This is a genomic window from Rheinheimera sediminis (genome assembly GCF_004005375.1).
Taxonomy (GTDB): Bacteria; Pseudomonadota; Gammaproteobacteria; order Enterobacterales; family Alteromonadaceae; genus Pararheinheimera.
The window spans coordinates 1-21,664 of sequence record NZ_RZUF01000027.1 but is presented as its reverse complement, the minus strand read 5'-3'; the positions used below and the strand labels follow the sequence as shown (position 1 = coordinate 21,664).

Below are 21,664 nucleotides of genomic sequence, written 5' to 3'. Positions count from 1 at the left end.
CAAGGCCTGACACCGTCGCTTATTCAATACTAAGCTGCCAGCCAGCCTGATGCTGATACACTACTTCTTGTTCAAGCTCAGCGCGCATCAAAGGATGATGATCCAACCAGCCATCCGGTAAATTTAAAGTCAAAGCTTCAGCTTGTGCCGTGATTTGCACTTCAGGCAAGACTTCGTAACGGCGCCGCATCGACAAAATCACTGATAACCGCAATAAACGGGTTAACCGTACAGCGAGCAGCACTGATGTCATGGTTTGTTTCGACAGAATTTCTTTATGTATATCAGCTCTGTGGTTATAGACCAGCGCCATCAGCAATTGTTGCTGAGCCCGGGTAAAACCCGGCAGTTCGGCATGGCTGATAATATAAGCGCCATGATGATGATGGTTTTTATATTCAATCAACAGGCCCAGCTCGTGCAGCAAAGCACCAGAGCGCAACATAGCTAAACCTTCAAAACTGGCCAAATTCCATTGCTGATGCAGCTGGGAAGCCAAAGTAGCGGCCATATCCGCCACCCGCTCTGCATGCTGCTGATCGATGTAATAACGCACCATCATACTTTGCAGAGTGCGGGCACGTACATCCTGGTGCTGCAACTGCGGCAACATGCTATACAGCACACCTTCACGCAAAGCACCGCCGGATAAAGTCATGCCACTGATATTCAGCACCCGGAATAAGGCTATTAAAATAGCTAATCCAGAAGGGAATACCTGCTTACGTTCCTGGGCTAATCCAGGTAGATTCAGCTGGTCCATATGACCACAAGCCAAAGCCTGCTGCATAATAGCTTCCAGTCGTGGCAAGGTGATGACTTCATCTTTGCCCTGACCTACTAAAATTTCCTGCATCGCCTGCACTGTACCTGAAGCTCCGACAGCATTTTGCCAGCCCTGAGTCAGGTATTGCTCACTGATAGTGCGTATTTCATGTTCTGCGGCAGTAATAGCGGCATTAAAATTGGCTTCGCTTAATTCGTTATTGCCGAAATAACGCTCAAGAAAAGTGACACAGCCCATATTCAGACTGGACAATAAAATAGGCTGAAATCCCTGCCCAACAACTATTTCAGTGGAAGCGCCGCCAATGTCGATCACCAGACGGTTTGAATCACAATTGGAGGTATGAGCTACGCCCAGATAAATAATACGGGCTTCTTCTTCGCCAGAAATCACCTGAATAGGCTGCCCCAAAATAGTTTCAGCTTCAACCAGAAAGGTTTTGACGTTACGGGCTAATCTAAGTGTGGCTGTACCAACAATACGGATATTTGCAGCAGGAATATCTTGCAGACGTTCAGCAAACAAAGCCAGGCATTCCCAGCCGCGGGTCATGGCTTGTTTACTGAGCACTAAACTGTCGTTTAAACCTGCGGCCAAACGCACTTTACGTTTGACCCGGCCTATCACCTGAACGCTGCCACCAACCACTTTCACCATCAACATATGAAAGCTATTCGAGCCGAGATCGATCACAGCATAAATGTCATTATGCTGTGGCGGTTTTCCTGCGCCGTCCATAGACTTAGCGCGGGCGGCTACGTGGGTTTCTTGGCCCATTCTGATTTGATCGTCCACCACTGCGAGCTTGACCTGGACGACGTCTGACTCGTGGTTTTGGCACAGTCAAATCTTCCAGTAGCGCAGAAGTATCGTATTGAGTGACAGGAATCATGTGACGTATGTAGTCTTCGATAGCCGTCAGATTCAGTGCATAACGCTCACAGGCAAAACTGATGGCTTTACCACTTTCACCAGCACGGCCTGTACGACCAATACGGTGCACATAATCTTCACAATCGTCCGGTAAGTCATAGTTAAACACATGACTCACCATAGGAATATGTAAACCACGGGCTGCAACATCTGTTGCGACCAGAATATCCAGTTTACCACTGGTGAAATCTTCCAGAATACGTAAACGTTTTTTCTGGATCACATCACCTGTCAGCAAACCAACTCGGTGGCCATCGGCTTCGAGCCAGGCGTGAATGTCTTCACAGCAATGTTTGGTATTAGCAAAAACAATAGCTTTATCCGGCCATTCTTCTTCCATCAGCGTCAGCAACAACTTCATTTTGTGTTCGTCTGACGGGTAAAATAATTCTTCAGAAATACGTGAGCCGGTCATTTGCTCAGGCGCCACGTGAATATGCACGGGCTGGTTCATCTGCTCAAACGCCAGTTCCTGCACCTTGTAAGACAAAGTGGCTGAGAACAATAAGCTCAAACGTTCAGTCACAGGCGGCATACGACGGAACATAAAACGGATGTCTTTAATGAAGCCTAAATCGAACATACGATCGGCTTCATCCAGCACTACCACCTGAATTTGTGACAGGTCATACAGGCCTTGTTTCAAGTAATCAATCAAGCGGCCTGTGGTACCAATTAAAATATCTGCGCCTTGTTCTAGTAGCTGGCGTTGAGAATCGTAACCCTCGCCCCCATAAATCAAAGCAAGCTTCAAACCAGAAGTTTTTGCTAAAGCCTGAGCGTCGTGATGGATCTGAACCGCCAATTCGCGCGTAGGTGCCATAATGATGGCACGAGGTTGGCCTTTAGCCTTAGGCTCATGGGTTAACAAATGATGGAAAGTTGCCGTCAGAAAGGCAAGTGTTTTACCTGTACCGGTCTGAGCCTGGCCCGCAATATCTTTGCCTGCTAACGCAAGAGGCAAACATTGAGCCTGGATTGGAGTACAATGGTCATAACCTTGCGCAGCCAAAGCGGCAAGAACCTGTGGAGCCAATGCGAAATCGGCAAATTTATGCTGAGTTAAGTGTGTTTTATTCATACGCTCTTAGCATAACCGTTACGCTTGCAATAAGAAACAGTCCGGATAAAATTGAATTACTTTTTTATAGTTATGCCCAAAGCAATTGGAGAATGAAATGAGTGAACATATTCTACAGGTGTCAGACGACAGCTTCGAAGCCGACGTGTTAAAAGCTGCTGCCCCTGTTCTGGTCGATTTTTGGGCTGAGTGGTGCGGTCCATGTAAAATGATTGCACCTATCCTCAACGAAGTAGCACAAGAATACGCAGGTAAAGTGACTATAGCTAAGGTGAATATCGATCATAACCCAGGCACACCACCAAAATTCGGTATTCGTGGTATTCCAACCTTACTGTTATTTAAAAATGGCCAGGTTGCAGCGACCAAGGTTGGTGCTTTGTCTAAAACTCAGTTAAAAGAATTTTTAGACAGCAATATTTAATTGATTAAAAAATGGCGCATAAAAAATGCGCCATTTCTTTTTTTACGGCTGGACGACTGAAACTTATCCTGCTAATGTGTAACGCAGCAACAAATCCCTGTAACTACGCTTTTCCGTTGACTAAACCTAAGCCTACTTCCTTTTAATCAGCGGCAAGCAAATTTAATTCTGTTTGACCAACAAGAACCCATCATATGCATTTAACCGAACTAAAACTGAAGCCTATTAACGAGCTGGTTGATTTAGCCGAGTCTATGGGCCTGGAAAACATGGCTCGCTTGCGTAAGCAAGACATTATTTTCGCTATCCTGAAATCACACGCCAAAAACGGCGAAGAGATTTTTGGTGACGGCGTTGTTGAGATCCTAACCGATGGCTTCGGTTTCCTACGTTCTTCTGACAGCTCTTATTTGGCTGGCCCGGACGACATTTACGTCTCACCAAGCCAAATCCGACGCTTTAACCTGCGTACTGGTGACACCATTTCTGGCTTAATTCGCCCGCCAAAAGAAGGCGAACGTTATTTTGCATTGCTAAAAGTGAACGAAGTCAATTTCGGTCGCCCAGAGCAGGCACGTAACAAGATTCTGTTTGAAAACTTAACTCCGCTGCACGCCAATTCCCGTTTACGTATGGAGCGTGGTAACGGCAGTAAAGAAGACATCACTGCCCGCGTGTTAGACCTGGCGTCCCCTATTGGCCGTGGTCAGCGTGGTTTGATTGTGGCTCCGCCAAAAGCCGGTAAAACCATACTGTTGCAAAATATTGCCCAGTCTATTGCTGCCAACCACCCTGAATGTGTGTTGATGGTATTACTGATTGACGAACGTCCGGAAGAAGTGACCGAGATGCAGCGTCTGGTGAAAGGTGAAGTTGTAGCTTCTACCTTCGACGAACCAGCCAGCCGTCACGTTCAGGTTGCCGAAATGGTGATCGAAAAAGCCAAGCGCTTGGTTGAACACAAAAAAGACGTGATCATTTTACTGGACTCCATTACTCGTTTAGCCCGAGCTTACAACACTGTGATCCCAAGCTCTGGCAAGGTATTAACAGGTGGTGTAGACGCCAATGCCTTGCATAAGCCTAAACGCTTCTTCGGTGCAGCGCGTAACGTGGAAGAAGGCGGCAGCTTGACTATCATCGCTACTGCGTTAGTCGACACAGGTTCGAAAATGGACGAAGTGATTTACGAAGAATTTAAAGGCACAGGTAACATGGAATTGCACCTGTCCCGTAAGATTGCCGAGCGCCGCGTTTTCCCTGCTATTGATTTCAACCGTTCTGGTACCCGCCGTGAAGAACTGCTGGCATCGGCGGAAGAGCTGCAAAAAATGTGGATACTGCGCAAAATTCTGCATCCAATGGATGAAACAGATTGTATGGAATTCCTGATCGATAAACTGTCGATGACCAAAACCAACGACGAGTTTTTTGAGTCGATGAAACGGCAAAAAAATAGTTAACATCCCCCAAAAACCGGCCTCATTGCCGGTTTTTTTATGTGAGAAAAAACAGATGACAACCCCGCAGATCGTAGTCATAGGTGGTGGTGCCGGTGGACTGGAACTGGCAACCCGCCTTGGTAATAAATTTGGCCGTAAGGGCAAAGCGGCTATTACCCTCATAGACAGAAACTCGACTCATATCTGGAAACCTTTATTGCACGAAGTAGCGACTGGCACTTTGGATGTCGATATTGATCAGGTGACTTATCGTGCTCATGCCAGAGCCCACGGCTTTGAGTTTCAGCTTGGTACTTTTACCGGACTGAACAGAACAGCACGACAAGTCACTCTGGCGCCTGTATTGGATGAAAGTGGCGAAGTCGTATTGGCAGAACGCCGTATTCATTATGATTACTTGGTACTTGCCATAGGCAGCGTGTCGAATCACTTCAATACCCCTGGCGTGCAAGAGCATTGTATTTTCCTCGACAGCCCGGCACAGGCCAACCGCTTTCATCGCCGTTTACTTGAAGCCTATTTAAAGCTGAACTCACCTCTGCATCCAAAGGAGAACCTGAATATCGCCATAGTAGGCGCAGGTGCAACCGGAGTTGAACTGGCGGCAGAGCTGCATCATGCAGCAGCTGAGCTAAATTTATACGGCTTTAACGATATGAAACGGGACCGTTTAAAAATCTCAGTGATTGAGGCTGGTCCTCGTATCCTGCCGGCTCTGCCAGAGCGTATTGCCACTGCAGCTCACAAAGAATTAGTAAAGTTAGGCGTGGATGTGAGGGTTAATACCAAAGTAACGGCGGCTGATGAAGAGGGTTTGCAGCTGGGAGGAGAGCATTTACAGGCCGAACTGATGGTCTGGGCCGCAGGTATTAAAGCACCGGATTTCCTGAAAGATTTAGATGGTTTAGAGACCAACCGCATCAATCAGTTAATGGTATTGCCTACATTGCAAAGCACTATCGATAGTCAGATTTATGTGATTGGCGATTGTGCCGGTTGTCCGCTACCTAATAACAAATGGGTGCCACCACGGGCTCAATCGGCGCATCAAATGGCCAGCCATGTTGCAAAAAATCTAACAGCTGCCCTTAATGGCAAGGCGCAATCTGCTTACCATTACAGAGATCATGGCTCACTGATATCCTTGAGTCGTTTTGGCACTGTAGGAAATCTAATGGGAAATCTGGTCGGTGGCGCCATGATGATTGAAGGCCGAATTGCACGATTAGCTTACATCTCACTGTATCGTATGCACCAGGTGGCTTTACACGGCTGGTTCCGAACCATAGTGATTTCGCTGATAGGTAAAATAAGTAAAATCATAAGACCGAGACTAAAACTGCACTAAATCTAGACTAAAGTTCACTAAAACGGGTTTCAGCCTGCTCAGGCACAAACTGTCTATTCTGCTGAAACCCTCTATAGTGAGGCTCAAGAGACTGCTGTTCCTGCTCAGAAAACCAACGATACATAGATCTTTTATAGTCAGGCTCCTGCTTTAATTTGGTCAATGCCTTGTCAATATCGGAGATCCAGCGTTTGCCGGTCTCTGTTTTCGAACAACTGACGTAGGTATAAGAAAAAGCGGGTATTTCGGCTATGGGTCTAAATGCAAGCTCCACCTTCTGACCAGCAGCAATACTGAAATACCGCAGACGGTTTGGGTAATCCACTACATAATCGACTCTTTTAGCAAGCAGTAACTGGACTGGATTCAGTGTGCTCATTGAACTCCCTCCCAGATTACTGTCTTTTTTGTTAATCTGCGCTGCAATAACAGCAGGATAGGCCCTGTCGTTTTCAATCAACCCTAATAAATCAGGGTCCTTCACCAGCTTGTTCATCTGGATAGCCTGATCTGGAGCCAATGTACTGAATTTGCTGTGCTGCTGCAGACTATTGATAGCCAAATTAGGTACCAATCCCGCAGGCTGAGAAAAATAAGTTCTTTTATCACGTTCTGCAGTATAACGAAGACCAAAGGTGCAATGGTCTTCGTCAGTCGAGGCTGAGACTTTTGCAATTCGGGCATTATGGAGTTGATGGATCTGATGGATATACTGAGGTAAAGCACTCATCAGCTGATTCAACATCAGGTCAAATGATCCCTGGCCTGCATAAGCGCCCTCACTGATACGATAAGGTGGCCAGTGGCTGGTGTACCACAGCATTATAGGTTGAGCCGAAACAGTGAATGCCCATAACAGCACACCAAAACAAACACTTAACTTCTTCATCCCGCCTCCATGCAAAGAAGGAAATACAGTAGCAAATGCAAGTATCAGCAACAAGGGGCTTTGTCGCAAGCACATGAGAGGCACCTGGCCTCTCATTTGATAGTCTCAGTCTATTAATCAATAACTAAGTGAATAATAGGATCAATAGCTGCTGCTAAAGGCTCAATACTCAAAGCGGCCAGATATTCTGTTTTGGCATGTTCAGCGGCTTCTATTGTTTCAGCATGCACCCGAGCCAATAGATCACCAGTTGCTACTTTAGCCCCTAAAGCCATTACATCACTGAAACCCACAGCCATATTAATCACCTGATCAGGATGAGCACGACCACCACCTAAACGCACCACAGCCATACCAATAGCAGTGGTATCGGCTTTATTCAAATAGCCAGCCACTGGCGCTGTGATATCCAGCACTACTTTAGCTTTAGCCAAATAGAGCTCAGGTTTCTCCAAGAAATCTGCTGGTCCGCCCTGAGCTGCTACCATCTTACTGAAAATCTCAGCGGCCTTACCTGATGTTAAGCTCTGCTCTAAAGCAGCAACAGCAGTAGCTTTATCCTTAAACAAGCCGCCCAGTTGCAACATACTGGCGCCTAACTCCAAGGTGACCTGATGCAAACGAGATTCACGGTATTTACCGGTCAAATAATCCAGAGTCTCCAGTATTTCCAGCGCGTTGCCTGCTGTTGCACCTAAAGTCTGGTTCATATCTGTTAACAACGCCTGAGTTGGTACACCAGCTCCTTTGGCCGTATTGACAATACTCTTGGCCAAAGCTGAAGCGTCTGCGACATTTTTCATAATGGCACCAGAGCCAATCTTCACATCCATCGTTAGGGCCTGCAGACCAGCGGCCAGCTTTTTCGACAAAATAGAAGCAGTAATAAGCGGGATAGATTCAACAGTAGCAGTGACATCACGGATTAAATACAAACGCCTGTCGGCTGGAGCCAACTCGCCACTTTGTGAGACAATGACACAACCTTGTTGTTTCACCAGCTGCTGAATTCTATCCAAAGGCTGCTGACACTGATAACCCGGAATGGCTTCCAGCTTGTCTATAGTACCACCTGTATGGCCTAAGCCACGACCTGCAATCATAGGCACATAAGCACCACAGGCAGCAATCATAGGTGCTAACATTAAACTGACTTTATCCCCTACTCCACCCGTACTGTGCTTATCTACCACCGGGCCATCGAGCATATCAGTCCAATTCATTACAGCACCTGAGTGCTGCATAGCACGGGTAAGTGCCACAGTCTCGGCAGTGCTCATACCATTCAGATAAATAGCCATAGCAAGAGCTGCGGTCTGGCCTTCACTGAAACTTTGATCCGTTAAACCACGGACAAATTGTGCGATAGCGGCTTCTGTTAAAGCACCGCCATTACGTTTTTGTTTAATGATTTCCTGAGGTAATAACATGATGTACTCCAAACTCAGAATTTTTTGCTATTGGCCAGAAACAACGGCGTAAAAGCGCTGGGCAATAACTGCTCCAGCGTCCATTCCTGTTGCTGTTCTAAATGATTACAGCTGCGTACCGGACTGTCCGGTGTAAAAAACTCAGCGATCACCTGTCGACAAATTCCACAAGGTGGGGTGAGTTGTTCTTGCGGGGTGTACACCATAAGGCCCACAAACTCGCGCTCTCCCGCGACAACAGCAGCTGCTATCGCATTACGTTCAGCGCAAATGGTGCCGCCATAAGAAGCGTTCTCAACATTACAGCCTGAATAGATTTTGCCACTTTTGGCCTGAACTGCAACACCGACCGGGAATTTACTGTAAGGGGCATAAGCCTGTTCTGATGCTGCCTTCGCAGCGCGGGCTAATTCTGCCCATTGGATATTTGTAGTCATACTCTGATTTCTTGCAGGTCATACGGCCTTAGGTTATGCGCCTAAAGCCGTCCAGAATCAAGAGCAAGCTGGCTGTAAAACCAACAAATGCAACAAAAAAAGTTAAATCCGCATTGGTTTTGAGTGTTTTTTATGCAACAAATAGCTGAAATAACTGACAGTTCCTAACAACCAAACGGCCAGTATTGGGATTAACCAATACGCAGTGGCAATACCTACTTGTTGCGCCGCCAACCCTGTGCCCAAAGCTGCAGCCTGATAACCTATAGAACCACCAATATTAGCAAGCCCAGACAATACTGGACCATTATCACTGTCCAAATCCATAGCTGCGGTCAGCATCAGCGGAAAAATTGCGCCCAGGCCTAAACCCAGAGCAAAGTTCCCCAGTTGCAGTAATGCAGGCACAGCTGTGATTTTCACTAATACCGCGCCACAAAAAGCACAAATCACCAGGATCATTAATAGCTGCGCGCTGGTAAACCAGCGTAAAAACAACGAAAAACTTAACCGGCTTAATACCATACCGCCAGTGAAAAACGCGAAGATAAGACGCGACTGTTCAGTGCTTAAGGCTAAACCTTGACTGGCGTAGGTGACAAACCAGTTACCATGACCCCATTCAACGGCACCATAACCAAACATCATCAAAGCTAAAGCAAAAAATACCGGTTTTTTCATTACTTGACGGTAAGATAAGCTGCTTTTTGCATGAGCCATATGAGCCGGGCTTTGATGGGTTCGCCCTAAATACCAGGCGAATAGCGCTGTTCCTGCTAAAAACACCGCCAAAATGCGTAATGGCCAGCGCCAGTCTTCAATACCCCAATACAACACTACAACGTACAAAGGTGCAGCTAAAGTACCCAAGCTAAACATAAAATCCATAAAACCCATCATACGGGCGCGTTTTTCAACATAAAGCCGGGCAATCAGGGTGTGGCCTATGGTGAATAAACCTGAGCAGGTTAAACCTAAAGTAAAGACAAAAAACAGCAGCAAAGGCCAGTATTGCACCAGCGATGCACCAATAATCAGCACCACCAGTATCAGTAATAACACCGCAAACAAGGGCACAAACTCAAACTTCTGCACATATTTGCCACCTAAAAAGGCCCCCGTAATGGACCCCATAGACAAGCAGGCAAAAAACAAGCCGCTGGCAGCTGGCGACATCTGCAGTTGCTTCATCATATCAGGTAACAAGATACCCCATAAAATACTGAGCAAACCTAGCAGCATAAAACTCAAATAGACCAGCACCGTCACTTGCCGCTGATACATGATTTCTCCTTAGAATGAAGGCGTTAACACAAAAGAGTCTGCATCCAGATAAGCAGGAAACTTTTGTTTAAATTGTTGTAAATCATCCAGATTCAGCTCAGCTGAGATAACTCCGCTCTGCCCCGGGGCCAGTTCAGCCTGAATTTGACCTAAATAATTCACTACCATGCTGTCGCCACTGTAATTCAACGCGTTGCCATCCACACCAATACGGTTGCAGCCCACTACATAAGCTTGATTTTCGATAGCACGAGCCTGTAATAAAGTACGCCAAACCTGACGTCGTGGCTCTGGCCAGTTCGCGACATAAATCAGCACGTCATAGTCCTGCTGATTGCGGGCAAAAACCGGAAAACGTAAGTCGTAACAAATTTGCAGGCAAAACCTGAACCCAAGATAAGAAACAACCACTCGCTCTGATCCAGCCTGATAATGCTGCATCTCGCCGCCCATCCGAAACAAGTGGCGTTTGTCGTAAAACTGCACCTGGCCATCCGGTGTCACAAACAATAGTCTGTTAAAAATCCGGCCCTCTTCAGCTATAGCCACAGAGCCACAAAGCGCAGCATTTGCAAGCTTTGCCTGCCGAAGCATCCATTGTACTGTAAGGCCTTCCATAGTTTCAGCAATAAGCGTCGAATTCATGCTAAAACCAGAATTAAACATTTCAGGCAACACAAACAACTGGGCTGTTTTATGGTGTTGGATCTGCTGTTCTAAATACTGCTGGTTAGCAGTACTATCCTGCCAAACAAGGTCAGATTGAATTAACGCAACACGGATAACCGACATAAAATCTCCGTTGCCATAGCCAATGTCTGAGGCTCCTTGGCAAAACAAAAACGAATTATACGCTGACTGGGTGACTGGCGGTAAAACACTGACAGTGGGATAGCAGCAACTTTATGCTCTCGGGTTAACCAATGACAAAAAGCCACGTCATCCAAATCACTGAATGCACTATAGTCTGCCAACTGAAAATAGCTGCCCCTGCAGGGTAATAAGGACCAGGCTGAAGCCGCTAAGGCCTGACGAAATTGATCGCGTTTTTGTTGATAAAAAGCAGCAAGTCCAGTCACGTCGTCCGGCTGTTCACAAAGCAACCGCGCAATAGCATATTGCGCCGGAGTAAAGCTTGAAAAAGTAACATACTGATGAATTTTCCGAAATTCGCTCGTCAGCTCAACTGAAGCTACGGCATAACCTAACTTCCAGCCAGTGACATGCAGAGTTTTTCCAAAAGACGACACGACCACAGTACGCTCTGCCAAATCAGGGTATTGGTTAGCGCTGAGCTGAGCCTCGCCATCAAAAACTAAATGCTCATAGACTTCATCGCTAATGCAATACAAACGGTGCTTCAACACTAACGTCTGCAGCGACAACCAATCCTGGTGGCTAAACACGGCACCCGTCGGATTATGGGGGCTGTTGACAATAATAAGCCGCGTTTTTTTACTTATTTGTTTTTCCAGTTGAACCCAGTCGACCTGATATAAAGGTGGCTGCAGCGGCACATGCACAGTAAAACCACCAGCCAGTTCCACCGCTGGCTGATAGCTGTCATAGGCAGGATCAAACACTATCACTTCATCACCGGGCCGGACTAAAGCCTGAATAGCTACAAACAATGCCTCAGTAGCCCCACTGGTCACTGTAATTTGCTGCTCAGGACAAAGCACTCTTTGATAACAGCGCTGTACCAAAATCGAAATTTGTTGCCGCAGCACCAATACGCCTGGCATAGGTGCATACTGATTTAATCCGTCGCGGGCTGATTCAGCCAAAAACTCAATTAGTTGCGGATTAGATGGGAAATCCGGAAACCCCTGAGATAAATTAATAGCCCGATGCTCCGCAGCTAAGAGCGACATCTGGCTAAAAATACTGTTGCCTAAAGTAGGCAACTTACTTTGTAACTTCATAAGTTAATCTCACTACAGCGCAAAAACACTAAAGAACTGACTGGCCTGAACATCGTTCGAATGCTATCATCCAGACAGTTTCATGTGTAGACGTCTAAACATCAAGATGAATAAATCTATCCAGGCACATCAGTTAAATCCTTATGCAATCCAGCTCTGCACCTTAGGCCGCTGGATAGCTCAGCGTCAGTGGTCGCCTATAGGCAGCGGACTATTTTCTATCCGTACCTCAGAGCATAGCGCGCTTTTTACCGACACCAGTAAAGATAAAAACGAGTTAAGCCCGGCAGATCTGGTCTGCTTCGACTTGGCAAACCCGCATCAACCCGACACAGTCACTGCTGTGCACCAGTTTTTGTACCAGCTCAATCCTGAAAATAAAGTGATACTACAAACTCAGGAGCTGCAGGCTACGGTGTTTTCGCGGTTGATCAAAGCAGACCAACATCTTTTTGTCGGTTATGAAATGCAACACCAGGTAGCAATAGATCCCGCACAGCGTAGTTGTTGCCCTCTGGTGATTCTGGAACCACAAGCGACAGAACTTATACTGCAAGATTTAAAGCAGCGTTTTCACCGTGAAGCCTTACCCTATGCTTTTTTAATTCGTGGTCACGGTTTATATGTCTGGGGCTATAGTGTTGACAGCGCTAAACGTCATTTAGAAGCCTGGCAATTTCTGATCGCCTGCGAATTAGAGCGAATTAAAGCAAGCTGTCATTTTAATTCATAAAACAGCTATTATACTTGTGGCTGGCATGTTGGCAGGCATTGGCGCACCAAAACGGTGCACCAATGACCCGAGCCAGTTCAACTCATGCACTGATTAATTAAAAAACCCTTTATAATCAACACAATGAACTTATGGTTCCATTTTTGCTTAAGTTCAGAGTCTTTGGTAACAATTGTGAATTCTTATGGCCATACATAGTTCGATGCGCGGCCTACGCTGTTTTTGTGTCGCCGCCGACTGTTTAAGTTTTAAAGAAACTGCCCGCCAGTTGTATCTGACGCCTTCTGCTGTCAGTCACCAGATTAAGCAATTGGAATCAGAGCTTGGACTGGACCTGTTTTTGCGTCAAACCCGCTCTGTGGAGTTAACAGCTCAAGGCAAAGCCTTTTATCAGGCTTTATTGCCATTGATGCGCGAGCTGGAGCAAACTTTACGTACCTTTAGCCAGCAAAAAAATCCAACTGAAATCAGTATTTCAATGCCGGAATTTTTTGCCAGTGAACTCTTTGTACCGCGCTTAGTTGGTTGGTCAGAGCAACATCCGGACATCAACCTGAAAGTTGAAACCATTAAATCGCGGCAAGATCCGGCTAAGCATACCGATCTGCAGATTTTATTGGCCAGCAGTAAACCTACCGATAAAATCGCCCACGAGCTATTTCCCATCAGCTATGTTCCTGCGTGCAATCCAGCCTTGTATCAGCAGCTAGACGGGTTAGGATTTGAAGCCTTAACCAAAGTGCCTTGTCTGGTACATCAGGCCAGGCCCTGGTCTTGGCATAAGTGGGCGGAACAACTGGAAATGGAAAGCTTTACTCCAAAGCAAGTGATTCAACTCGATAGTATGTTCAGTGTAGCCCGTGCAGCTCAACAGGGGCTGGGGATAGCACTAGTGCCATGGCCTATCAGCCATTCCTGGTTTGCCAGCGGTAGTTTGAAACGCCTGTTCAGTGAAGAACTGGAAAGTCGTGACAAATATTATCTGGTGCAACACGAAACAGATCCAAACAAACCGCAAATTCAATTGCTGGTAAATTGGATTCTGCAGAGCTTCCAACGCGCTTTTTAACTTTATTTTCTCAGCTTACTGATGCTAGCTTTTTCTTTTTGTCACCTACAAGGACGCAGGTGACTGCTGCGATCAAGCCCCTCATTTACTCACCGGATCCGCTGTAGATGACAATCTTTAGCGCTGAATGAGTGAGTTTTTCTCACTTATCGGTTGGATTTATATCCTTTGTCAGTTCGTCGGCATTTTTCTAAAGTAAGCACAGTGCAGTGAACAACCTGCACTGTTAAATGAAATTACTGGAGAGTGAATTATGAAAGCGACATCCTTTAGCTTTGGCAAAAAAGTAGCAGTGATGCTGTTGGCCTCAAGTTCTTTTGTCGCCACAGCAGCAACCGGCGGTTTTAAAATGGTATTAATTGAAGATACCCCGGGCGTTAGCAAAATTAAAGCGGGTCTGTATCAGGAAGGCGTTGCAGAAGCAGCAGCTGCTACAGAAAAGCAGGCTGATTCCTTCAGCAAACATATGAGTTTATGCGTTGCTTACACTCATATGGCAGAGTTCGAACAAGCAGAGCAGGCATGCAGCTCAGCGATTTATGCCGCCCGTCGCGCCGAAGGCACAGACAGCAGCTACAAACGCGAAATGCGCTCTTTTGCTCACACTAACCGCGGTGTAGCCCGTTTGATGGGGCAGGATCCTGTTGCAGCTTTAGCTGATTTTCAACAGGCCACCACATTGGAGCAAAGCGAGATCAACCAGCACAACCTGACACTTTTAAATGAAAAGATTAAAGCTGTCAGCCCTGTGTACACAGCGTCAACTTTAAAAGTGACAGACTGAAAAGGTATTGTCATCTAAAGACACTAGACTGGGCGCTGTTCACTTAAGCGCCCGGGTTTAGAAGGAGACTGTTATGTCATTCCATATACCGCAAGATCATGATGTTTATGAGCATTGGTTAAATTGGTTGTTACAGCACTGGTCGTTTTACCGTCAGCTGTCAGTAAGCCAGTGGGATATCGAAAACGAAGATTTTTAGCAGTATAAGATTGTAACTGTGATTCAAGTGGCTCCCCGGCCTGAATCGCAGCTGCAGTCTGAAGTCACTGTGAGCAGACAAATCGCCCCCCTGTCAGGTTTGTCTGCTTTTTTATTTTACCCGCCTTTCGCGTCGTACTTGCCGCCAGACGGGCGGGGATAAACCCGCGCCCCTACGGTTGACTCTGTACTTTCGCCCAAATACCAATATGAACGCCAGACGGGCGGGGATAAACCCTCGGCCCTACTGTTGACTCTGTGCTTTCGCCCAAATAACAATATGAACGCCAGACGGGCGGGGATAAACCTGCACCCCTACTGTTGACTCTGTGCTTTCGCCCAAATAACAATATGAACGCCAGACGGGCGGGGATAAACCCTCGGCCCTACTGTTGACTCTGTGCTTTCGCCCAAATAACAATATGAACGCCAGACGGGCGGGGATAAACCTGCACCCCTACTGTTGACTCTGTGCTTTCGCCCAAATAACAATATGAACGCCAGACGGGCGGGGATAAACCCTCGGCCCTACTGTTGACTCTGTGCTTTCGCCCAAATAACAATATGAACGCCAGACGGGCGGGGATAAACCTGCACCCCTACTGTTGACTCTGTGCTTTCGCCCAAATAACAATATGAACGCCAGACGGGCGGGGATAAACCCTCGGCCCTACGGTTGACTCTGTACTTTCGCCCAAATAACAATATGAACGCCAGACGGGCGTGGATAAACCCTCGGCCCTACGGTTGACTCTGTACTTTCGCCCAAATAACAATATGAACGCCAGACGGGCGGAGATAAACCCACGCCCCTACGGTTGGCTGTGTGCTTTCGCCCAAATAACAATATGGACGCCAGATGGGCGGGGATAAACCCACGGCCGTAAAACTACGCCTCTAGATTTGGCTATCGTTTTTCCCTGCTAAGCTGTCATAATATGCTCAACTTGAGTTAGTCAGAGAATGTCCTATGCGCGTTTGTGGTGTTGAAATGAAAGGCAGTGAAGCCATTTTATGTTTATTGGCGATAGATAGCGGCCTGTTTGATATTCCGGATTGCCGCACTGTGCGTTTGCCGCTGTTAAAAGATCAAGACAGCGAGCAGATGAAGAAATTTCAGTTTGTCTTTGCCAAACTGGCGGAGGATTACAAAATAGACACTTTTGTGATCCGTGAACGGCCACAAAAAGGTAAGTTTGCTGGTGGTGCTGTTGGTTTTAAAATGGAAGCTGCACTGCAGTTACTACCTAATGTCAAAACCGAAATACTGACCAGCTCTTTTATTAAAGAGAAGCTGGCGCGTCACCCGGTTCCTATCGTATTTAAAGAAACAGGCTTAAAAGGTTTTCAGGAAACAGCCTTCATTACTGCTTATGCTTACCTAGCTAAGTGATACCCGTCATCCCTGAAGCTGCAGCTTTGTTGACTGGGGCCTCACTCCCTTGTCGCCTCGCTGCAACTCCAATGATCTGGGGTATGCAGCGTATTGTTAGGGCTTGGTGTTTCAACCTTTATGTTTTAAAAGGTAGGCTTTTAAATCCTGTTTTACTTCCGGCAATAACAAGTACAAGGCCAGAATATTAGGCACAGCCATTAAAAATATCATCGAGTCGATAAAATCAAATACTGCAAGCATATTAGGTACAGCGCCAATAGCCACCACACAACAAAATAGCAGTTTAAAACTACGCTGAGTAAAATCGCTGTGACCAAATAAGTAAGTCCAGGATTTTAAGCCATAAAAAGACCAGCTAACGACAGTGGAATAGCCAAATAACAACAGCGCCACCATCAGCACCAGCGGGAACCAGTCAAACACAGAACCGAAAGCCGCAGAGGTCATTTGTACGCCATCTAAACCAGGCTGCAAATACACACCGCTTACCACGATCACCAGCGCCGATATAGTACAAATAACGACTGTGTCGATAAAAGGTTCCAGCAAACCGACAAAACCTTCAGACACAGGATCTTTAGTGCGGGCCGCCGAATGCGCTATAGGGGATGAACCAATACCGGCTTCGTTAGAATAAGCGGCACGGCGAAAGCCCTGAATAATCACACCTATCACACCACCATAAGCCGCTTCAGGCGCAAAAGCACTGTGCAATATAGTCCAGACAGCAGCTGGAATAGCATCAAAGTGCATCGCCAAAAACACAAAAGCAGCCGACAAATAAATAGCGCACATCAAAGGCACCAGCTTACTGGTCACTTTAGCTATGCTTTGAATTCCACCTACTATCACCAGGCCTACTAAAAATGAATAGACCAGGCCAAATACCCAGGCATTATCAAAACCTGTCACCAGCTTGACCTGAGAAAATCCCTGATTCACATGGACAAAACCTGCGGAGCCAAAAACACAAGCAATGGCAAAAAAGGCCGCTAAAAAACTACCCAGCCGTGGTAAACCATACTTGTCTAAAGCCGCTTTGATGTAATACATAGGGCCACCCGAAGTGCTGCCATCAGCATTGTAAACCCGGTACTTTACTGCCAGGGTGCATTCAACAAACTTAGTCGTCATGCCCAAAAAGCCAGCCACTATCATCCAAAAGGTAGCGCCTGGCCCACCCAAAGCTATGGCCACAGCCACACCCGCAATATTGCCAGTGCCTACAGTGCCGGATAAAGCCGCGGATAAAGCCTGAAACTGAGTGATATCACCTTTATCTGTTTTATCAGCGTAATCACCACGCAGCACCCGTATAGCGTGACGAAAACCACGGATATTGATAAAACCTAAATAGCAGGTAAACACCACAGCACCCAGCACCAGCCAGATCACTGTAACAGGCAAAGAGGAGCCATTCAAGGGAATAGCATAAAACACCACTGAGGCAATGGCTGAACTTAGCCACTCAAAGGCCTGCTGGAAACTAAAATCGGACATATACACGCACCTTGGAATTTTTATTTTTATCGCCTGATCTATATACCCAAGCAGCTTTAAGGGCGACGGGTATACTTCCAGACGGCTATTTTTATAGATGGCTATCTTCAGCGCAGAACATAAGCAACGCAAGCTTTTTTAACCTGAAATCTGTAGATGTCACCGAAATGCCATCAGTTTTCAGCGTGGCTGTCATCTTCAACTGGCAGTATCGGCGCCAATCCACTGCTGTTGGGGCTTTCTGATGAAGTTGAACTGGCTTGTGTTGCTTGTATTGCTTGTATTGCTGCTGCCCTTTGGCCTGAAGGCTGAACCTAAAGTTGTGTTAGTCAGCATAGACGGAGTGCGTTGGCAGGAGGTTTTTGCCGGAGCAGACCCTGCCCTTTCTCACCGGCCAGAGTGGGTGAAAACACCACAACTGATCCAAGCCTTCACCCCAGGTCAGCCTGAACTTTTAATGCCTTTTTTGCATAAAACGGTAAGCCAACAAGGCATTACAGTAGGCAACCGTAGTCAGGGGTCAAGTATGAATGTCAGCAACCCCTATCAAATTTCTTACCCTGGTTATCAGGAATTACTGGCTGGTTTTGTTGACCCCGCTATTCACAGCAACAATAAAATAGCCAACCCTAATGTCACAGTACTGGAATGGTTAAACCAACAGCCACCACTGCAGCATAAAGTGGCGGCTTTTGGTTCTTGGGATCTGTTTCCTTATATTTTAAATACTGAGCGTTCAGGCCTGACAGTGAATGCCGGTTTTATGCAGCAACAAGGCAAACTGAGCGAAAAGCAAAAGTATCTGAATCAGCTGCAAGCCAAAACTCCCAGCCCTTTTGCCAACGTAAGACTGGATGTATTTACTCAGGAGTTTGCGCTGGAGCATATGCGCCTGCATAAACCTAAATTGCTCTACATAGCCCTGGGTGAAGCCGACGATTTTGCCCATATGGGCCAGTACGATCAGTATCTGGCAGCTATTCATCGCAGTGATCAGTTTATTGCCGACTTATGGCAGGAATTACAAAACGACCCTTATTACCGTGACCAAACCACCTTGTTGATCAGCACTGATCATGGCCGTGGCGAAGCCGCGCAGTGGCGCTCTCATGGTAAAAGTGCCGCCGTACCCGGTTACAAAGGACCTGTGCCGCAAATTGCTGGCTCGGAACAAATTTGGCTGGCCGCTATAGGGCCGGGCATTCCCTCTGCAGGTTTAATTCGCACCACAGGAAGCTGGCAACAAGGCCAGATGGCTGCAACATTAGCTGCAGCTTTAGGTTTTGATTATCAGGCAGTGCAACATAAAGCTGCGCCCGCCTTTGATTTTAATGCCTCAGCTCGCCTAGCTTTATCCCCAAGTCACTTGGAGGTGCGGCGAGGCGACAAGCCAGCGAGACTCCAGGAGCATAGTAACGCTATGTGACTGGAGCGAGAAGGCGCAGTCAACAAAGCGGCAACTTCTAGGACGACGGGGATATCTGGTAAAGTTCCAGCGGCAGATCATCAGGGTCTTTAAAAAAGGTGTAAGCGCGTTCGGTATAAGGGTCAATCCGCACTGGCTCTACAGCTATGCCATTGGCTTCCAAATGCGCCACAAACTGCGCCACATCCAGTACCTGAAAAGCTAAATGACGCAAACCCTGGGCTTCAGGTTTGCTGGGGCGAGGCGGTGGATTGGGGAAAGAAAACAATTCGAGCTGACTACCATCAGGCAACTGCAAGTCCAGCTTGTAAGACAAGCGTTCAGCTCTGTAATGTTCAGCCAGAACTTTCAGGCCCAGAATTTCAGTGTAGAAGTGTTTGGAGCGCTGATAATCACTGCAAATCAGCGCTACGTGATGAATACCGGCTAACATAGCATTCGCCTTTGGCAACTTTAGAAAGGCTTAGTGTGCCAGCTAAAGCTAAACCCGGCTAGTTTAAAACTTCGATAAAAACTCAGAGCGAGTTGCTGGGTCGGTTTTAAAAACGCCACCCAAAGCCATAGTTTTAGTGCTGGAACTGGTATCCATCACACCACGGGACTTCACACAATAATGCACAGCATCGATACTGACAGCTACGTCTTTAATACCCAATAAGGCCTGCAAAGACACCTGAATTTGCTGAGTTAAACGCTCCTGTACCTGCGGGCGCTGCGCAAAAAACTTCACTATCCGATTCAGTTTCGACAAACCAATTATCTTTTTGCCTGGTATATAAGCCACGGTAGCAGTGCCATCTATAGTGACAAAATGGTGCTCGCAGGTACTGGTAAAACTAATGTTCTGCACCTTGACCATTTCTTCGGCATGCATTTTATTGTCAATCATCGAAATCTTCGGAAAAGTGCTGTAATCCAGACCAGAGAACACTTCATCGATGTACATTTTGGCAATACGAGCCGGAGTTTCTGCCAGACTATCGTCTGTTAAATCCAGGCCAAGGGTGTGCACCACTTGAGTCATTAATTCAGTTAAACGCTGTTTCTTCTGATCATTGGACAAACCGTTGTCCAGCATAGGAGTTTCCAGCCCGGCAGCTTCCAGAGCGCCGCGTACCACTAAAGCAGATTCAGTTAACATAAAAGCTCTCGCCGCTTGTTATCAATAGTGCAGGTTATACGCAGACCACAGCGAATTGGTTTAGTTTGGTGAATAGGTTGTTATAACGAGCTGGCTTTGGTGCAATTGCGTTCACAGCCTGAAAGTAAGAGTGACCCACTGAGCTTAGGCTCAAACGGCGCGGTCAACTACAACGCAGACACGCCGTGAATACTTCCATGTAGGCTCCGGCCTTTTCCTGAGATCGTCTTTATCGTCACTTTGTGCGAGATCAAGCACTCAAGCTTCTGAATGTTTGAACGCACTAATACTTAGACCAAAGTCTTTTATATATAAATTTCTCCAACTGCCATGGACTCTTGTATCACTATGACCAATAGATACAAATAGGTCACCACTATTTAAAACTGCTCGACGAAATAATCTATGTTGATTTGCAATTTTGACGAGAACATCAGAACCCAAGAAATTTACCTGTTTATCGCCAAGCAAAGATATGACCACATAAGTTTCAATTGAAGACAGCATGTTTGCGAGAATTGTCCAATGAGCCGGTTTAGTTGCCTGATGCGAGTGTAACAAATCAACACATTCATAAAACATTGATGCCAGATCTACCCACGACCTTTCATTTGAGTTGTAGTGGTTACGGAAGTCCAAACTTTGCCGTTCTATACTAGCCTTCCCCTGATAACTCGCACTAAAACCGTTTATCAGCCGCACCCGTTCCATGTTAGTACGCGGCGTATTACGTAAAACTTCGATCATTTGTGAAAATGTTTGCTCAAATGCGGCAGCCTGCTGCTCTGATTGTGAATTTGCAATTTGCTTTGACTGTATCCTAATCGTGTGCAACAACGCGATGAAGGAAGCAAACGCTAAAACCGGATTTAGCATCCCTCCAAAGAAATCCCCCATCTGGCCATAAATAGCCGCTTCACTTTCTACCTTCCAAGGCTCTCTAGTGAAATAGGCACTGATTACTGCAGATATAAGCATAGTAAGCAGTATCATCAAATAAAATCCCTCATTACCCTCCTCTTTTGATTTATCAGGATGCAAGCTAAACACAATCCATTTAAGCAGCAACATTGCCAAAGCAAATATAGGTATAAATACAAAAATAAACTCAGCCATAAACCCTCCATGCAGAAATCAATCCAAGCGTCGTCCCGATAGTAACTGTAAACAAATCCACGATAAACGACTACCGTGTGTCAGAGTCAGATCTTACAATTTGCGTTACAGTGATCTTTAGCGCTTTGTTATTGATTGTAGAAAAATCAATTCCAACTACGGGCACCAAATCCCCATTAGGGCGCGAGCCGGACAAAATTGGGTGGCCAAGGTTTTAAGGCTGGGACTGTTTGAGTGAGGAGCCGGTAGCGACGAGCGAGTTGCCCAGCCGCCTTGGACGCACGATTTTGGGCCGGGCTT

Annotated in this window: 21 protein-coding genes; 9 read left to right on the top strand and 12 right to left on the bottom strand. The window is 46.5% G+C overall.

Going from position 1 to position 21,664, the window contains the following annotated elements; all coding sequences use genetic code 11:
• Positions 1 to 19: 19 nt before the first annotated feature.
• Positions 20 to 1,564, bottom strand: a complete 1,545-nt coding sequence (gene gppA / locus EMM73_RS16810; protein WP_315851053.1) for a guanosine-5'-triphosphate,3'-diphosphate diphosphatase — start codon at positions 1,562 to 1,564, stop codon at positions 20 to 22.
• Positions 1,530 to 2,801 (bottom strand): ATP-dependent RNA helicase RhlB, encoded by a 1,272-nt coding sequence (rhlB, locus tag EMM73_RS16805; protein WP_127687967.1) that lies wholly within the window; start codon positions 2,799 to 2,801, stop codon positions 1,530 to 1,532. The genes gppA and rhlB overlap by 35 nt, the downstream gene beginning before the upstream one ends.
• A 97-nt stretch (positions 2,802 to 2,898) precedes the next feature.
• On the opposite strand from rhlB, the gene trxA reads away from it, so the two are divergent.
• The 3 genes from trxA to EMM73_RS16790 all read left to right on the top strand — a co-directional run bounded on the left by trxA (position 2,899) and on the right by EMM73_RS16790 (position 6,036).
• On the top strand, positions 2,899 to 3,225 hold the full coding sequence (gene trxA, locus EMM73_RS16800) for a thioredoxin TrxA (protein ID WP_127687966.1): 327 nt from the start codon (positions 2,899 to 2,901) through the stop codon (positions 3,223 to 3,225).
• Positions 3,226 to 3,419: 194 nt separating this feature from the next.
• On the top strand, positions 3,420 to 4,688 hold the full coding sequence (gene rho, locus EMM73_RS16795) for a transcription termination factor Rho (protein ID WP_127687965.1): 1,269 nt from the start codon (positions 3,420 to 3,422) through the stop codon (positions 4,686 to 4,688).
• Between the two features lie 52 nt (positions 4,689 to 4,740).
• Entirely contained in the window at positions 4,741 to 6,036 is a 1,296-nt protein-coding gene (locus EMM73_RS16790) for an NAD(P)/FAD-dependent oxidoreductase (RefSeq protein WP_127687964.1), read from the top strand.
• A gap of 7 nt (positions 6,037 to 6,043) precedes the next feature.
• On the opposite strand, the gene EMM73_RS16785 is transcribed toward EMM73_RS16790, so the two are convergent.
• The 6 genes from EMM73_RS16785 to EMM73_RS16760 all read right to left on the bottom strand — a co-directional run bounded on the left by EMM73_RS16785 (position 6,044) and on the right by EMM73_RS16760 (position 12,001).
• Complete coding sequence (locus EMM73_RS16785; protein ID WP_186435269.1) at positions 6,044 to 6,925, bottom strand: TIGR02285 family protein; 882 nt, start codon at positions 6,923 to 6,925, stop codon at positions 6,044 to 6,046.
• 113 nt (positions 6,926 to 7,038) lie between these two features.
• The gene (gene deoA / locus EMM73_RS16780) at positions 7,039 to 8,355 is read right to left on the bottom strand and encodes a thymidine phosphorylase (RefSeq protein WP_127687962.1); all 1,317 of its coding nucleotides are present in this window, start codon (positions 8,353 to 8,355) and stop codon (positions 7,039 to 7,041) included.
• Positions 8,356 to 8,369: 14 nt separating this feature from the next.
• Positions 8,370 to 8,792 (bottom strand): cytidine deaminase, encoded by a 423-nt coding sequence (locus EMM73_RS16775; RefSeq protein WP_127687961.1) that lies wholly within the window; start codon positions 8,790 to 8,792, stop codon positions 8,370 to 8,372.
• Positions 8,793 to 8,894: 102 nt separating this feature from the next.
• Positions 8,895 to 10,076 (bottom strand): MFS transporter, encoded by a 1,182-nt coding sequence (locus EMM73_RS16770; protein WP_127687960.1) that lies wholly within the window; start codon positions 10,074 to 10,076, stop codon positions 8,895 to 8,897.
• A 9-nt stretch (positions 10,077 to 10,085) separates the two neighbouring features.
• Complete coding sequence (locus tag EMM73_RS16765; protein ID WP_127687959.1) at positions 10,086 to 10,868, bottom strand: amidohydrolase; 783 nt, start codon at positions 10,866 to 10,868, stop codon at positions 10,086 to 10,088.
• Entirely contained in the window at positions 10,844 to 12,001 is a 1,158-nt protein-coding gene (locus tag EMM73_RS16760; protein ID WP_127687958.1) for a methionine aminotransferase, read from the bottom strand. The genes EMM73_RS16765 and EMM73_RS16760 overlap by 25 nt, the downstream gene beginning before the upstream one ends.
• 106 nt (positions 12,002 to 12,107) lie before the next feature.
• Here EMM73_RS16760 and EMM73_RS16755 point away from each other — a divergent pair, with 106 nt between their 5' ends.
• The 5 genes from EMM73_RS16755 (at position 12,108) to EMM73_RS16740 (ending at position 16,178) form a co-directional block, all read left to right on the top strand.
• On the top strand, positions 12,108 to 12,734 hold the full coding sequence (locus EMM73_RS16755; protein WP_127687957.1) for a class II aldolase/adducin family protein: 627 nt from the start codon (positions 12,108 to 12,110) through the stop codon (positions 12,732 to 12,734).
• A 184-nt stretch (positions 12,735 to 12,918) separates the two neighbouring features.
• Entirely contained in the window at positions 12,919 to 13,803 is an 885-nt protein-coding gene (locus EMM73_RS16750; RefSeq protein WP_127687956.1) for a LysR family transcriptional regulator, read from the top strand.
• A gap of 253 nt (positions 13,804 to 14,056) precedes the next feature.
• Complete coding sequence (locus EMM73_RS16745; RefSeq protein WP_127687955.1) at positions 14,057 to 14,587, top strand: tetratricopeptide repeat protein; 531 nt, start codon at positions 14,057 to 14,059, stop codon at positions 14,585 to 14,587.
• 73 nt (positions 14,588 to 14,660) lie between these two features.
• Positions 14,661 to 14,786: a hypothetical protein gene (locus EMM73_RS20410; RefSeq protein WP_261373476.1), complete on the top strand. Its 126-nt coding sequence runs from the start codon at positions 14,661 to 14,663 to the stop codon at positions 14,784 to 14,786.
• A 969-nt stretch (positions 14,787 to 15,755) separates the two neighbouring features.
• Complete coding sequence (locus EMM73_RS16740; RefSeq protein WP_127687954.1) at positions 15,756 to 16,178, top strand: DUF3010 family protein; 423 nt, start codon at positions 15,756 to 15,758, stop codon at positions 16,176 to 16,178.
• Between the two features lie 111 nt (positions 16,179 to 16,289).
• On the opposite strand, the gene EMM73_RS16735 is transcribed toward EMM73_RS16740, so the two are convergent.
• Positions 16,290 to 17,681, bottom strand: coding sequence for an alanine/glycine:cation symporter family protein (locus EMM73_RS16735; RefSeq protein WP_127687953.1), 1,392 nt, complete (start codon positions 17,679 to 17,681; stop codon positions 16,290 to 16,292).
• A gap of 244 nt (positions 17,682 to 17,925) precedes the next feature.
• Between EMM73_RS16735 and EMM73_RS16730 the strand changes: the two genes are divergently transcribed.
• Positions 17,926 to 19,107 carry an alkaline phosphatase family protein gene (locus tag EMM73_RS16730; protein ID WP_127687952.1) on the top strand — a complete coding sequence of 394 codons (1,182 nt, stop codon included), beginning with the start codon at positions 17,926 to 17,928 and terminating at the stop codon, positions 19,105 to 19,107.
• A gap of 37 nt (positions 19,108 to 19,144) precedes the next feature.
• Here EMM73_RS16730 and gloA2 read toward each other — a convergent pair whose 3' ends face one another.
• The 3 genes from gloA2 to EMM73_RS16715 form a co-directional block, all read right to left on the bottom strand.
• A complete protein-coding gene (gene gloA2 / locus EMM73_RS16725) occupies positions 19,145 to 19,540 on the bottom strand; it encodes an SMU1112c/YaeR family gloxylase I-like metalloprotein (RefSeq protein WP_127687951.1) in 396 nt (131 codons plus the stop codon).
• Between the two features lie 63 nt (positions 19,541 to 19,603).
• Positions 19,604 to 20,248: a GTP cyclohydrolase I FolE gene (gene folE / locus EMM73_RS16720; RefSeq protein WP_127687950.1), complete on the bottom strand. Its 645-nt coding sequence runs from the start codon at positions 20,246 to 20,248 to the stop codon at positions 19,604 to 19,606.
• Positions 20,249 to 20,506: 258 nt separating this feature from the next.
• Positions 20,507 to 21,364, bottom strand: coding sequence for a hypothetical protein (locus EMM73_RS16715; protein WP_127687949.1), 858 nt, complete (start codon positions 21,362 to 21,364; stop codon positions 20,507 to 20,509).
• Positions 21,365 to 21,664 lie beyond the last annotated feature (300 nt).